A 14,134-nucleotide genomic window follows, 5' to 3' on the forward strand; every position below is an offset into this window, starting at 1 on the left:
ACAATCACCCCTCCCGCAACACCCCCTGCCGGCCCGCGCCATCCAGCAACGCATCCACCACCGCCCGCGCCATCTCCACCGAATGAATCATCGACCAGATCAAGCCACGCTCAATGCCGCTGGCACTGGTGATCTCATCCGCCGTCTCCTCGGCACACTTGAGCAACAACGACACATGCAACAACGCCTCCTCGGCACTGACCCCGGCGCGCACCGCGAACAACGGCCGACCGTTACCGTCGCGACAACCGAAAGAAACACTGCCGGTTTCCAGCAAAGCACAATGCAAAGGCTCCCCCTCGACACGACTGTCCAGCGCCTGACGAAGGGTTTGATTGGGGATTTCCAACTGAACGATCCGCTCGCGACTGGGCGAAAGCATGGGCGGATCGGGGACGAGCTTTTTCATGGTGGATCCTCTTGGAATGGAGCCACCACCTACCGCTGCTAAACGAATGAGGGTGGCAGCTGTACGCGGGTTAGCAGACCGGTCCAAGAATCCGGCGCACCCGAAGGCGCCCCACGCACAGCCGCCATGACAGCAACCGAAAAAAGCTGGTTGAGCTGACAGCGATACCTGCGTGACTTGGAAGCGAGCTGCTAAACCCGATCACCGAAAAACCGGTGACAAACCCGAGGCTAGACAGCGCCCTTCCCAGACGCAAGCGCCCCGGAGTTTCTCGGAAAAGCCTTACAAAATAAAGCGAAGAGCCTCACTTTCAGACAGCGTCCTACACAACAAAACCTGTCATCCACAGGACCTGATACACACCGTCCCTGTAGCCGCTGCCGAGCCTGCGAGGCTGCGATAGGACCGAAGGTCCTCCAGCGGTCTCAAGATCCTGCGCCCCCTTCGGGGTCGATCGCAGCCTCGCGGGCTCGGCAGCGGCTACAGGGTTCAGCGTCGACCGGCAGGTCGCGTTTGGCTTTGGCTTTGGCTTTTGATCTTGCTCTGGCTTTTGATCCACCCGCCCCATCGGGAGGCTTCGTTCCGGTGTTCATCAGGGGGATGGCGCGCAGCGCCCCTCGACGCAGTCGAGGACATCGTATGGAGGTCGAAGCGAAGCCGACCGGAGTCGATGCCCCCTGATGGACGCCGGAGCGAGGGAACCTGAGCGCAGCGAAGGCCGTACGCAGGGGCAAGCGTTTTTGCTTACTTTTTGCTGGGCCGGCATTCCGGCGTTTGAAAAAAGTGAGTCGCCGTAAGGGCGAAACCGCCAGCCGCCGTTACCGCAGGAATGGATATGTACACCGTCCAAAATCAGCAGCGAGGCCACCACCGAAATCGCGGGCAAGCCTCGCTCCTACAGAAGCACGCTGTACCCCGAGCTACTCGATCCGCCAGATCCGCACCGTGGCGCTCTTCAACTCCAAGGACCACTCCTCTTCCGACAAACGAAGCCGCCGCAGCACCTCCCCCATCTCCGTCTCAGCCACGTAGTCCTTGGCAATCACCAAAACAAGAAACTTATTCCGAACCCCCACCATCCGTTGCAAACGGCGCAGATCCGCAAACACCGACCAGACCACAGACTCACCCGAATCAACCTGCGGAAACCAGAGTCGCCCATCCCCATCCTCTCGAAGAACGGATCGGGTCTCGCCCATCCCCTTGCCCATCAGGCACTTGGCAAAAGACACATCCCCCAGGCATTTCACCTCGGCCGCCATGTCGAGATCTTCCGTGTACAGGTCGACTTTCGTACGTCCTCCGGCCTTACCGCTGGTCCAGATATCCGGATAACCGTGCTGCCAGGCATACAGGCTGAGTTCCGCCTGAATCCAGTGCTCCCGGCAATCGCTCAACTCCAGTACCTGCGCCATGCGCTCGCTGATCGCATCAAAAGCCCCGAGAAAAACCTCCGGCCATACAGGTGTCGTATTCATCTTTGGACTCCGTTCCTGGGGTTGTTGGGGAGCACTTTTCAGGCTCCCCGTAAATTTTCCTACCTCTCGCAGATCGGCCGGCACCCCACAGTCTTGAGTTACCGTGTACACCGCCCAACATTCCCTGCGAGGCTACCACCGTCATCGCGGGCAAGCCTCGCTCCTACAAGACCAGCGTTGCACCCGGGATCACAGGCATTTACCTTTACCCTCAAAAAGCGCGCCCACCGCCAGGAACCCCACCATGCAGCCCCTTGGTTACACCTCGGTCCCACCGCTGCTCAAATACCTGCGCCACGCCGAACACCTCGGCCTGCCCACCGCTCCCGCGCTGCACGCCGCGGGCCTTGCCGCCGAACAACTGAACGACAACAGCCTGCGCCTGCCCGTCGAGGTCCACGAACGCCTGCTGGGGTATTTCTGCCAGCACTCCGGCGACCCGCTGTTCGGCCTCAACGCCGCCCGCTATGTGTTGCCCAACTCCTGGAGCGTGCTCGGCTACATCACCATGAACTGCGCCACACTGGGCGAAGCCATGAGCCGGATCATGCCGTTCGAAAAACTGGTGGGCGACATGGGGGTGAGCCGCATCGAGATGGCCGAGGAGCAGGTCCGCCTGATCTGGAACTGCCGCCTGCCGACCTCCGACACCCGCCGCCAGCTGGTGGAAAATGTGCTCGCCTCCTGGCTGCTCTACGCCCGCTGGATTGCCGATACCCAGCTCTCACCGAGCGCCGTGTGGTTCGAGCACCCGCTGCCGGCCGGCACCACGCTGGAACAATACGAAGCGTTTTTTGCTTGCCCGGTGCTGTTCGAACAGAGCTGCTCGGCCTTGCTGGCGCCGCTGAGTTACCTGCAACTGCCGTTGCGCCAGGCCGATGCCCAACTGCTGCGAACCCTGGAAGAGCACGCCATGAGCCTGATGGCGTCGCTGGAGGAAGCACCGTTGGTGCTGCAGGTGAAGAACGCCCTGCGCCAGTTGCTCAAGGAAGGTTTGCCGCGCAAGGAACAGGTGGCCGATCTGCTGGCGATGTCGCCGCGCACCATGCAACGCCAGTTGCAGCAGGCCGGCACGTCCTACCAGCAGATCCTCGACGACCTGCGCCAGGAACTGGCCGAGCATTACCTGCTGCACAGCGACCTGCCGATCCAGGACATTTCCTATTACCTGGGTTTTACCGAACCACGCTCGTTTCACCGCACGTTCAAGGGGCGGACCGGGATGACGCCGGGGGAGTTTCGGCAGCACCAACGAACACGCTCATCCCTGTAGCCGCTGCCGAGCACAGCGAGGCTGCGACAGGACCGAAGGTCCTCCAGCGATTCCAGGATCCCTGCGCCCCCTGCGGGGTCGATCGCAGCCTCGCTGCGCTCGGCAGCGGCTACAGGGTGCAGGGTGCAGGGTGCAGGTTCAGACGCAGATGGCGTTGGTGAATACCAGCCGATTGCCGAATGGATCGAGCACCGTCATGTCCTGGCTGCCCCAGGGCATGGCCTGGATCTGCGGGTGGGCGAAGCGGTAATCCTTGGCCAGCAACTGCTGCTGGAAGGCTTCCAGTTCGTCGGTCTCGATGCGCAATGCGGAGCCCGGCGTGCTGTCGCCATGGTGCTCCGACAGGTGCAGCACGCACTCCCCGCGCGACACCTGCATATACAGCGGGAAGTTGTCTTCGAAACGGTGCTGCCAGTCGAGCGTGAAGCCCAGGAAGTCGATATAAAACTCCCGCGCCTTGGCCTCGTCGAAGATCCGCAGGATGGGGGTGGTTTTGCCAAAGCTCATTGCGCGACTCCCTGATGAAAGATGTCCACGGTATAGCAGGTGGATGTCAGCACTTCGGCTAGGCCAAGGCTTTCTTTAATATCATCAGGCCATCACTGTGACGGCGTTCACCTATTCGGCGCCGCGCGCCTTCAGCCGTTGAACCCTTCACGCAAATCCCCTTCCCGCGCCAGGAAGCGTCCGTGCCTGCGGCCATTGGCCTGGCCTTCGGCATAGCTGCGCACGCCGTTGACCCACACGCCCTCGATACCCTCGGCGGCCTGTTGCGGACTTTTGAAGTCGGCGACGTCGCGGACCCGCGCCGGGTCGAACAGCACCAGGTCGGCCCAATACCCTTCGCGGATTTCGCCGCGCTGCTTGAGGCCGAAACGCGCCGCCGACAGGCCGGTCATCTTGTGCACGGCGGTGTGCAACGGGAACAGGCCAAGGTCGCGGCTGAAGTGCCCGAGCACCCGCGGGAAGGCGCCCCACAACCGTGGATGGGGGAACGGGTCTTCCGGCAGGCCGTCGGAACCGATCATCGACAGCGGATGGGAAAGGATGCGCCGCACATCGGCCTCGTCCATGCCGTAGTACACCGCGCCGGCCGGTTGCAGGCGCCGCGCGGCGTCCAGCAGGGTCGTGCCCCACTCGGCGGCGATGTCCATCAGGTCGCGGCCGCCCAGTTCCGGGTGCGGGGTGGACCAGGTGATGGTGATGCGAAAAGCATCGGTGACCTGCTTGAGGTCAAGGGTCGAGGAACTGGCCGCGTAGGGGTAGCAGTCGCAGCCCACCGGATGATCTTTCGCCGCCTGTTCCAGGGACGCCAGCAACTGCGGACTGCGCCCCCAGTTACCCGCCCCCGCGCATTTGAGGTGGGAAATGATCACCGGCGCCTTGGCCTGGCGACCGATCAGGAACGCCTCGTCCATGGCCTCCAGCACCGGCTCGAATTCACTGCGCAGGTGGGTGGTGTACACCGCGCCGAAGGCGCTCAGTTCCTCGGCCAGTTGCAGCACCTCGTCGGTCTCGGCCGAGAAGGCGCTGGCGTAGGCCAGGCCGGTGGATAAACCCAGGGCACCGTCTTCCAGGCTGGCGCGCAGTTGCTCGCGCATGGCGGCAATTTCCTCGACCGTGGCGGTGCGATAGAGGTCGTCCAGGTGGTTGCTGCGCAGCGCTGTGTGGCCGATCAGCGCCGCCACATTGACCGCCGGCTGCGCGGCATCCACCGCGTCGCGGTAGTCGCGAAATCGCGGGTAGACGAAGGCCGCCTGGCTGCCCAGCAGGTTCATCGGGTCGGGTGGGTCGGCGCGCAAACTTACCGGCGCGGCACTGATGCCGCAGTTGCCGACGATCACCGTGGTCACGCCCTGGCTGAGCTTGGGCAGCATCTGTGGCTGGCGGATCACCACGGTGTCGTCGTGGGTGTGCACGTCGATAAAACCGGGGGCCAGCACCTGCCCGGCGGCGTCGATTTCTTCAGTGGCGCGGGCGCCTTGCAGGTCGCCGATGCGGGCGATGCGGCCATCGAGCAGGGCGACATCGGCGGGGTAAGCCGGGCGGTCGCTGCCGTCGATCACCAAGGCGTTGCGGATCAGGGTGTCGTAAAGCATGTCAGTCTCCCAGCGGCAGGCAATCGTCGCCGCCGCGGTAATCGTCCAGGGCCAGTTTGATCCGGCGCAGGCGTTCCTGGTTGTCTTCGGGCAGGGCCAGCGCCAGCTCGGTGGCCAGTACATCAATGGCCAGCAGCATGCCGTAGCGCGCGGCCGTGGGTTTGTAGATGAAGGAGGTCTCGGCGCTTTGCAGCGGCAGCAGCACGTCCGCCAGCTGCGCCAGCGGCGAGTCGGCCAGGGTGATGGCGAGCACGCTGGCGCCGTAGCTGCGGGCCAGTTCGACGGTCTCCAGCAATTCGGGGGTGATGCCGGTCAGGGAGCAGGCGATCAACGCGTGTTGCGGGCCCAAAGCCGCGGCGGTCACCCGCATCATCACCGGGTCGTGGCAGGCGGCGATGGGGTAGCCGAGGCGCACCAGGCGCACCTGCAATTCGTCGCTGCACAGGGTGGAACAGCCGCCCATACCGAAGGCGTGGATCATCTGCGCCTTGCCCAGCAAGCGCACCGCGTCGCGAAAGCGCGACTCGTCGAACCCCGCCAGGTGCTGGTGCAGGGTCGACTCGATATCACCGACGATCTGCCGGTAGAAACCCGACTGCTCCGGCGCGTCCGCCGGGTCGAGAAAACGGCTGCCGACCCCGCTGGCCTGGGCCAGTTGCAGGCGCAGGTCGCGCAGGTCGCGACAGCCCACGCTGCGGGCAAAACGCGACAGGGTGGCGGCGCTGACTTCCGCCTGCTGCGCCAGCTCTTCCAGGCTGGCCGAGGCTGCGAAACCGACGTCATCCAGCATCAAGCGGGCGATGCGGCCTTCGCCGGCGCTGAAGGAGTCCTGGCGGGAACGGATCTGGTAGAGGATGTCCATGGGCGGCACCTGGGCTCAAAGCAGTTGGGCAAGACCGACGGTCAGGGCGAAGGCGACCACCGAGATCAGGGTCTCCAGCACCGTCCAGGTCTTGAAGGTCTGGGTCACGGTCATATTGAAGTATTCCTTGATCAGCCAAAAGCCGCCGTCGTTGACGTGGGAGAAGATCACCGAGCCGGCGCCGGTGGCCAGCACCAGCAGTTCCGGGTGGGGATAACCCAGGCCGATGGCCACCGGCGCCACCACCCCCGAGGCGGTGGTCATGGCCACGGTGGCCGAGCCGGTGGCGATGCGCATCAGCGCGGCGAACAGCCAGCCCATCAGCAGCGGCGACAGCTGGAATTCATGGGCCAGGCCGACGATCTGGTCGGTGACCCCGGCGTCCACCAGGATCCGGTTGAGGCCGCCACCGGCGCCTACCAGCAGGGTGATGCTGGCGGTCGGCGCCAGGCATTCGTTGGTGAACCTGAGGATCGATTCGCGGTTGAAACCCTGGGCCAGGCCGAGGGTCCAGAAGCTCAGCAGGGTCGCCAGCAACAGGGCGATCACCGAGTTGCCGATAAACAGCAGGAACTGGTTGAGGCCGCTGCCCGGGGTGGAAATCAGGTTGGCCCAGCCGCCGATCAGCATCAGCACCACCGGCAACAGGATGGTGGCCATGGTGATCGCAAAACTGGGCAGGCGGGTGCGCGGCTCACGGTCGAGGAACTGGCGCGCCAGCGGGTTCTCCGTCGGCAGCTGGATGCGCGGCACGATGAATTTGGCGTACACGGGGCCGGCGATGATCGCCGTGGGAATGCCGATCAGGATCGCGTACAGCAGGGTCTGCCCCACCGACGCCTGATAGGCCTGCACCGCCAGCATCGCTGCCGGGTGCGGCGGCACCAGGGCATGCACCACCGACAGGCCGGCGACCATCGGCAGGCCGACCATCAGGATCGACACGCCGACACGCTTCGCCACGGTGAAGGCGATTGGCACCAGCAACACGAAACCGACCTCGAAGAACAGCGGCAGGCCCACCAGGAAGGCGATGCAGACCATCGCCCAGTGCGCGTTGCGCTCGCCGAAACGGTCGATCAGGGTCCGCGCCACCTGCTCCGCGCCGCCGGACTCGGCCATCATCTTGCCGAGCATGGTGCCCAGGGCCACCACCAGGGCGATGTGCCCCAGGGTCTTGCCGACACCCGCTTCGTAGGCGCCGACCACGCCGGACGGCGGCATCCCGGCCATCAGCGCCAGGCCCACCGAGACCAGGGTGATGACAATGAACGGATTGATCCGGTAACGCGCGATCAGGACGATCAGCGCGATGATGGCGATGGCGGCATAGCCCAGCAGCCAGTAGCCCAATGCAGGTGTCATGCGGTACTCCTCGAAAAAGGGTCACGTCGAATGCTTGTGAAACTCATAAATCATTTCGTGACCGGATTTTCAAACCGCATGAAAGTAATTTTCGTATAGAGACATGCTTTGTCGCGGACAGACAAGTCGTGTCGCGAATAATGAAAATCGACGAGGGGTATTTTCATCCGCTGTAGCGGAAGAGATAGAGCTTCTGGGGGGACAGGTGAAGGTTGAGTGCGGTTCTGTAGGAGCGAGGCTTGCCCGCGATGGCGTCGTTTCTGACACAGCGCGGGGCCCCGATAATCGCGAGCAAGCTTCGCTCCTACAGAAGCTTGCTCGTCCCGGGGGTGATACGGCTGACCCATTGTAGGAGCGAGGCTTGCCCGCGATAGCGTCGTCCCTGACTCACCGCGGTGGCCCAATCGCGAGCAAGCTTCGCTCCTACAAAGGCAGGTTATTTGACGACTTTGCCCACACCGCGCCCACGTGGGTCGGAGGCCGTTTCCAGCTGGCTGCCGGTGACCCGGATCGCCTGGATATCGCCCATCTCCCAGCCCTGGTCTTCCAGGGTGTAGCCCATGGCCTTCAGCTCATCGGCAACCTTGCCGCTGAGCGGCGCATAGGCGTCGAAGTAAATGGTGTCCTTGGGCAGCAACTGGTGATGCACGCGCTGCGCGGCCACGGCTTTTTCCAGCGGCAGGTTGAAGTCGTAGAGGTTGTTCAGCACCTGGAAGATCGAGGTGAAGATCCGCGACCCGCCCGGCGTGCCCAGCACCAGGGTGACCTTGCCGTCGCGGGTCACCAGGCTCGGGCTCATGGACGACAGCATGCGCTTGCCCGGCGCGATGGCATTGGCATCACCGCCGACCACGCCAAAGGCGTTGGCCACCCCGGGCTTGGCACTGAAGTCGTCCATTTCGTCGTTGAGCAGGAACCCCGCGCCCTTCACCACCACGCCGCTGCCATAGTCCCAGTTGAGGGTGTAGGTATTGCTCACCGCGTTGCCGTCGGCATCGACGATGGAGAAGTGGGTGGTCTGGTGCCGCTCCAGGCCCGGGCGGACTTTTTCGGTGGGCGAGATGGCCGTCGGGTTGATCTCGGCGGCGCGTTTTTTCAGGTAGGCCGGGTCGGTCAGTTGCTTGACCGGCACCTCGGAGAACGCCGGGTCGCCGAGGTAATCGGCGCGGTCGGCGAACACGCGCTTTTCGATTTCCGCCAGCAGGTGGATGTACTTGGCCGAGTTCAGCTCGACGCCCTTGAAGTCCGCCGTGCGCTCTTCCTTGATGGTCATCAGCTGCGCCAAGGCCACGCCGCCGGAGCTGGGTGGCGGCGCGGTGTACAGGGTATTGCCGCGCCAGTTGACCTGCAGCGGCTCACGCCAGGCGACCTTGTAGTCCTGCAGGTCCTGCTTGGTGATCAGGCCTTTGTCGGCCTGCATCTGCGCCACCAGCAGGTCGGCGGTCTTGCCTTCGTAGAATTCCTTGACGCCCTGGTCGGCGATGCGCTCCAGGGTCGCGGCCAGCTCTGGCTGGCGGAAGGTTTCGCCGGATTTCATGCTGCCGAAATAGTCGCCGAAGTTGGTGCTGTCCTTGAACAGCTTCAGCGCGTCCTCGCGGTACTGGTACTGCTTGTCGGCGACCTTGAAGCCGTTTTTCGCATAGCCCACCGCCGGGGTGATCAGCTCGCTCCAGGGTAGCTTGCCGAACTTCTTGTGCGCTTCCCACAGGCCCATCACCGTGCCCGGCACCCCCGCGGCGCGCGCGCCGACCAGGCTGAGGTTCTCGATGACCTCGCCTTTTTCGTTCAGGTACATGTCACGGGTCGCGGCCTTGGGCGCGGTTTCGCGGTAGTCGAGGAAGTAGGGTTTGCCGTCGATGAACAGGGTCATGAAACCGCCGCCGCCAATGTTGCCAGCCTCGGGGTAGGTCACCGCCAGGGTGAAGGCGGTGGCGACCGCGGCATCCACCGCGTTGCCGCCCTTCTTGAGAATCTGCGCCGCGACGTCGGCGCCATACTGGTTCGGCGCGGCGACCGCGCCACCTTCCAGCAACGCGGCGAAGGCCGGCGAGCTGGCGGCGATGGCCGCTGTCAGAGCCAGGGTCTTAAACAGAACAATGCGCATAAGGTCCGTCCTTTTATTGTTTTTTGGCAGGTCGAACGATAGGGGCAAGATCGGGGGCGGAGCAATCGGCAAATAAAAACGGCCGCTTGAAGCGGCCGTCTGGCGAGGGGAGGAGTGACGGTGGCGACGGTGCCGCGCTTGAGGTCGTCACGACCGTACCGGTCGATCGTGGCCCGAGCCTGCAGCAGCGGCTACAGGATCACGCTGCCCGTGTAGCCGCTGCCGAGCCTGCGAGGCTGCGATCGGCAACGCCGTTGCCGCAAAACCTGAATCCGCGAACTGCCTGGAAAAAAGCGCCAGCCGGTTTACGACGGCTACGCCGCCGAGCGCAGCCTCGCTGGCGCTCGACAGCGGCTACAGGGATAGCGGCTCAGACCATCTCGTGGCGAATCCACTCCAGCACCGAGGTGCGCCGCGGTACCCAGCCCAGCCGTTCGCGGGCGTTCTTGCCGCGCACGCGGCTGTTGGAGCCCAGGCCGTAGTTGGCCATCTCGTAGCCCCACTCGGCTTCGGCGTCGGCCAGCGGCCAGTCCTGCGGCGCGCCGAGGTGCAGGGCCTGGGCCATGGCGGTGGTCATGTCGATGAACGAGGCTTCACCGCTTTCGACGAAGTAGAAGGTGCCCGGGATGTTGCGGGTCAGCGCCAGCAGGTACAGCGCCACCACGTCTTCGATATGCACGTTGGACCAGATGTTCTGCCCCGGACCGACATGCCGCACCACGCCACTGTTGCGCGCCTGCTTGAGCAGCCGCGGCAGCTGCACGCTGTCGCGTTTCACCCCGAGGCTGTGGCCGTAGATCAGGGTATTGCAGAGCACCGCCGAGTTGACCCCGTCCCTGGCCGCGGCCAGCACCAGGTTGTCGATGGCCACGCGCGCGGCCTTGTCGACGGTGGGCTCTGGCAGGTTGTTTTCCTGATAGACGACTTCGCTGACCTTGCCGCCCGAAGCGTCGCCGACAATGCTCGAACCGCTGGTGTGCAGGAAGACTTTATTGGAGCCCTTGAGGGCCGCGATCAGGACTTCCACCGCGCCACGATGGTCGCTGCTGGCGGCGTTGATCACCGCGTCGGCGGCACGCGCCTGTTCGGTCAGCACGGCGCTGTCGTCCAGGCTGCCGAGCACCGGCTTGATGCCCAGGGCAGTGAGTTCGGCGGCCTGTTCGGCGCTGCGCACCAGGCCGGTGACTTGATGGCCGGCCTGGACCAGGCCGGTGGCGATGGAGCCGCCGATAAAACCCGCGGCGCCGGTAACGAATACATTCATGGAGAAACTCCCTGGGTGGATAAGTGATGGCGCCAGTATCGGCGGGCGACTCCTGCCGAAACAGGCAGGCTGGCCCAAATCACTCTTGCGCAGGGATCACGAATAAGGGATCAGCCTTCCCACGGGAATTGATCGCTGCAGGAGCTGGCTTGCCAGCGATGGCATCTGCCCGGGCGGTGCAAGGCAAGCCGGCTCCTCCTACAGCAGAAAGGCCTCAGCCTTCGAACAGCGGGTTGGCGTAATCGGCCAGCTTGCCCTGGATAAAGTCGAGGAAGCACTGGATGCGCAGAGCCAGCTGCGAGTTGCGGTAGTAGACGGCGTTGATCGGCTGGCGATAGCCGCTGTTGAACTCCGAGAGGATCGGCGTGAGGCGCCCGGCGCGGATGTCGTCGATGGTCATGAAGTGCGACAGGCAGGCAATGCCCTGCCCTTCCAGCGCCAGGTGGCGCACCGTCTCACCGCTGGAGGCGCTGATGCCCGGCTGGATCGGCCAGCGGTCGCCGTGCACATGGCGCAACGGCCAGTGGTTGAGGGTTTCGGTCTGGGTGAAACCCAGCAAGGTATGTTCGCTCAGCTCGGCCACGGTGCCGGGTGTGCCGTGCTGCTTCAGGTAGGCGGGGCTGGCGAGGATATGCAGCGGGCTGCAACCGAGCGAGCGCGCATGCAGGGTCGAGTCCGCCAGGGTGCCGATGCGGATCGCGATATCGGTGCTCTGTTCCAGCAGGTCGATGATCAGGTCGTTGCTGTTGAGCTCCAGCTGGATGTCCGGGTACAGGCTACGGAACTCGGCGATGTAGGGCACGATGGCGTGCAGCATGAACGGCGAGGCGGCGTTGATCCGCAAGCGCCCGGATGGGGTCTGCTGGCGGGACGACAGGCGTTCTTCGAGTTCGTCCATCTGGTCGAGGATCAGCTTGGCCTGCTCGAAGAAGTACTTGCCCTCTTCGGTCAGGTCCATGCGCCGCGTGGTGCGGTTGATCAGCGTGGTATCGAGCTTGGCTTCCAGGCGCGACAGGGTGCGGCTGACCGCCGACGGCGTCTGCCCGACCTGCTCGGCCGCCGCGGAAATCGAACCGCATTCGATGACGCAGACGAAGATCTGGAGTTCGTCGGATCTGGCTTTCACGTAAGTCCTCTATCTCGGTTGGGCGCCCTGTAGCCGCTGCCGCAGGCTGCGATAAGGCCGAAGGCCTTCAGCGATCTCACGACCTTGCGCCCCCTTCGGTGGCGATCGCAGCCTGCGGCAGCGGCTACAGGTCCCACATCGGGCTCGCGGCACGCCACCGATAGTAGCCGGATTTACGCGGGGAGGTTGAACACCGCCTTGAGGTGTTCTTCGTAGCGCTGCACATCGGCTTCGATGTTCGGCCGCTTCATCACGTCGACGCAAAGGAAGGTCGGCAGGCCGCGCATGCCGAGGAACTGGTTGGCCTTGTGGAACGGGAAGTACACCGCGTCCACGCCCTTGGCTTCGAAGAAGTCGGTCGGGTCGTCGAAGGCTTGCTGCGGCGCGTTCCAGGTCAGCGACAGCATGTACTGCTTGTCGTGGATCAGGCCGCCGCTGCCGTATTTCTGCGAGGCGTCGGAGCGGGTGCGGCCGTCGCTGGCGTAGAGGCTGCCGTGGCCCTCGGTGAAGACTTCGTCGATGTACTTTTTCACGATCCAGGGCGCGCCCATCCACCAGCCCGGCATCTGGTAGACGATCACGTCGGCCCAGAGGAACTTGGCCACTTCTTCCTTGATGTCGTAGCCCTCGTCGATGTGGGTGACTTTGACGTCCACGCCGCCACGGTCCAGCACCGACACCGCGGCTTCATGCAGGGTCGCGTTGTAGCGGCCGTCGGAGTGGGCGAACTTCTTGCCACCGTTGAGCAACAGTACTTTTTTCATGATCCAGCCTCATCAGGGACAACCCTTTGGCGCTGCGCTGCAGGGCCGGGTCGAGAAGATTAAAAACGATGGGGCGGAGAATATCGTTGAAAGACGATATGAATAAGCGCGATCCAGGCAAAAAACATTTGACCAATACGCACGAATAGGCGGCGGATTCGTGTCGTAGAATTTTTAAAACTCCCTTACCCAGGAACCGCCCCATGTCCGAACAGCACGGCTTTATCCTCCACGCCAAGACCCGCCCGGAAATGTCCGAGGCCTTCGAAGCGCTGTTTCGCGCCTATGTCGAGCCAAGCCGCGCCGAGCCCGGCTGCATCGAGTACCACATGCTGCGCGACCAGCAGGACCCGAGCCTGTTCATCTTCTACGAGATCTGGGAATCCCAGGCGCACCTGGACGTGCACTCCAACCTGCCGCACATGAAGGCGTTCTTCGACAAGCGCATGGATTACCTGGAACGCGACTTCGATATCCGCCGTATCGACATGCTCAGCCCGTCGTCCGCTAGCCGCTGATCAGCAGGTGAGTACCAAGCAGGCCCAGGCCGCTGAAAAACACCCGTTTGAACAGCACGGCGCTGATGCGCTGGCGCAACGCCTGGCCCAGCCACATGCCGAGCAGGGCCGGGATCAGCGCCAGCAGCGAGGCGCTGAGCTCGCCGCCACCCAGGGCACCGCGCCAGTACAGGCCGGCCGCCAGGGCCAGGGTCGAAACGGTGAACGACAGCCCCAGGGCCTGCACCAGTTCATCCTTGTGCAGCCCCAGCGCCTGCAGATAAGGCACCGCCGGAATCACGAACACCCCGGTGGCCGAGGTGATGACGCCCGTCACCAGGCCACAGGCCGGGCCCAGCCAGGCTTCCATTCGCGGCCGCAGCCGCAGGGTTGGCAGCAGCAGTCCGCTCAGGGCATAGAGCAATAACGCCGCCCCCAGCGCCCGTACTACCCAGCGCCCGCCGTCGATGCCCAACCACAGGCTGCCCAGGCCGGTGCCGATAAAGATCGCCAGCAGCATCGGCCACAAGCGCTTGAGCAAGCCTCGCAAATGCCCGCCAAACGCCAGTTGCCAGACATTGGTCAGGGTCGCCGGAATGATCAGTAAGGCCGCAGCCTGCGTCGGCGCCATAGCCAGGCCGAGCAGGCCCATGGCGATGGTCGGCAGGCCGAGGCCGATCACACCCTTGATCATGCCGGCCAGGACAAAGGTGCCGATCACCAGCAGGGACAGGAGCAAACCGAGGTTCTGGTAAAACGCGAGGGAAGTGTTCATGGCGCTATCCTGCGCCGGCGGCGGTGGGCTGAAAATCTGCCATATACTGAGGCAGCCTCTTGATTGGCGAGAGGCTGGAGATTTTCAGTGGCTGTGGTGGCCCTATCGCGGGCAAGCC

Annotated in this window: 13 protein-coding genes; 2 read left to right on the top strand and 11 right to left on the bottom strand. The window is 64.0% G+C overall.

Annotated features, from left to right (window positions below):
• Positions 1–4: 4 nt before the first annotated feature.
• Together PVZ80_RS29725 and PVZ80_RS29730 are read right to left on the bottom strand one after the other, a co-directional pair.
• Entirely contained in the window at positions 5–409 is a 405-nt protein-coding gene (locus PVZ80_RS29725; protein ID WP_016701627.1) for a DUF3077 domain-containing protein, read from the bottom strand.
• 920 nt (positions 410–1,329) lie between these two features.
• Positions 1,330–1,887: a hypothetical protein gene (locus PVZ80_RS29730; protein WP_028681619.1), complete on the bottom strand. Its 558-nt coding sequence runs from the start codon at positions 1,885–1,887 to the stop codon at positions 1,330–1,332.
• Between the two features lie 244 nt (positions 1,888–2,131).
• Between PVZ80_RS29730 and gliR the strand changes: the two genes are divergently transcribed.
• Positions 2,132–3,160 (top strand): AraC family transcriptional regulator GliR, encoded by a 1,029-nt coding sequence (gliR, locus tag PVZ80_RS29735; RefSeq protein ID WP_273864921.1) that lies wholly within the window; start codon positions 2,132–2,134, stop codon positions 3,158–3,160.
• Positions 3,161–3,298: 138 nt separating this feature from the next.
• Here gliR and PVZ80_RS29740 read toward each other — a convergent pair whose 3' ends face one another.
• The 8 genes from PVZ80_RS29740 to PVZ80_RS29775 all read right to left on the bottom strand — a co-directional run bounded on the left by PVZ80_RS29740 (position 3,299) and on the right by PVZ80_RS29775 (position 12,744).
• Positions 3,299–3,667 carry a glyoxalase superfamily protein gene (locus PVZ80_RS29740; protein WP_009046877.1) on the bottom strand — a complete coding sequence of 123 codons (369 nt, stop codon included), beginning with the start codon at positions 3,665–3,667 and terminating at the stop codon, positions 3,299–3,301.
• A gap of 131 nt (positions 3,668–3,798) precedes the next feature.
• Positions 3,799–5,259: an N-acyl-D-amino-acid deacylase family protein gene (locus PVZ80_RS29745; RefSeq protein WP_273864922.1), complete on the bottom strand. Its 1,461-nt coding sequence runs from the start codon at positions 5,257–5,259 to the stop codon at positions 3,799–3,801.
• A gap of 1 nt (position 5,260) precedes the next feature.
• Entirely contained in the window at positions 5,261–6,121 is an 861-nt protein-coding gene (locus PVZ80_RS29750; protein WP_016704176.1) for a MurR/RpiR family transcriptional regulator, read from the bottom strand.
• A 15-nt stretch (positions 6,122–6,136) separates the two neighbouring features.
• Positions 6,137–7,486 (bottom strand): GntT/GntP/DsdX family permease, encoded by a 1,350-nt coding sequence (locus PVZ80_RS29755; RefSeq protein WP_096373020.1) that lies wholly within the window; start codon positions 7,484–7,486, stop codon positions 6,137–6,139.
• Between the two features lie 436 nt (positions 7,487–7,922).
• Entirely contained in the window at positions 7,923–9,590 is a 1,668-nt protein-coding gene (ggt, locus tag PVZ80_RS29760; protein WP_009046872.1) for a gamma-glutamyltransferase, read from the bottom strand.
• Between the two features lie 370 nt (positions 9,591–9,960).
• Positions 9,961–10,854: an NAD-dependent epimerase/dehydratase family protein gene (locus tag PVZ80_RS29765; RefSeq protein ID WP_009046871.1), complete on the bottom strand. Its 894-nt coding sequence runs from the start codon at positions 10,852–10,854 to the stop codon at positions 9,961–9,963.
• Between the two features lie 214 nt (positions 10,855–11,068).
• Positions 11,069–11,980 carry a LysR family transcriptional regulator gene (locus PVZ80_RS29770; RefSeq protein ID WP_028681613.1) on the bottom strand — a complete coding sequence of 304 codons (912 nt, stop codon included), beginning with the start codon at positions 11,978–11,980 and terminating at the stop codon, positions 11,069–11,071.
• Positions 11,981–12,153: 173 nt separating this feature from the next.
• Positions 12,154–12,744: an NAD(P)H-dependent oxidoreductase gene (locus PVZ80_RS29775; RefSeq protein ID WP_009046869.1), complete on the bottom strand. Its 591-nt coding sequence runs from the start codon at positions 12,742–12,744 to the stop codon at positions 12,154–12,156.
• 203 nt (positions 12,745–12,947) lie between these two features.
• Between PVZ80_RS29775 and PVZ80_RS29780 the strand changes: the two genes are divergently transcribed.
• On the top strand, positions 12,948–13,262 hold the full coding sequence (locus PVZ80_RS29780; protein WP_016704181.1) for a putative quinol monooxygenase: 315 nt from the start codon (positions 12,948–12,950) through the stop codon (positions 13,260–13,262).
• Here the strand turns inward: PVZ80_RS29780 and PVZ80_RS29785 are convergent.
• Positions 13,252–14,016, bottom strand: coding sequence for a sulfite exporter TauE/SafE family protein (locus PVZ80_RS29785; RefSeq protein WP_273864923.1), 765 nt, complete (start codon positions 14,014–14,016; stop codon positions 13,252–13,254). The two genes, PVZ80_RS29780 and PVZ80_RS29785, sit on opposite strands and share 11 nt — an antisense overlap.
• Positions 14,017–14,134 lie beyond the last annotated feature (118 nt).

The sequence above is a fragment of the Pseudomonas sp. B3G-3 genome (genome assembly GCF_028640915.1).
Classification (GTDB): domain Bacteria; phylum Pseudomonadota; class Gammaproteobacteria; order Pseudomonadales; family Pseudomonadaceae; genus Aquipseudomonas; species Aquipseudomonas chlororaphis_I.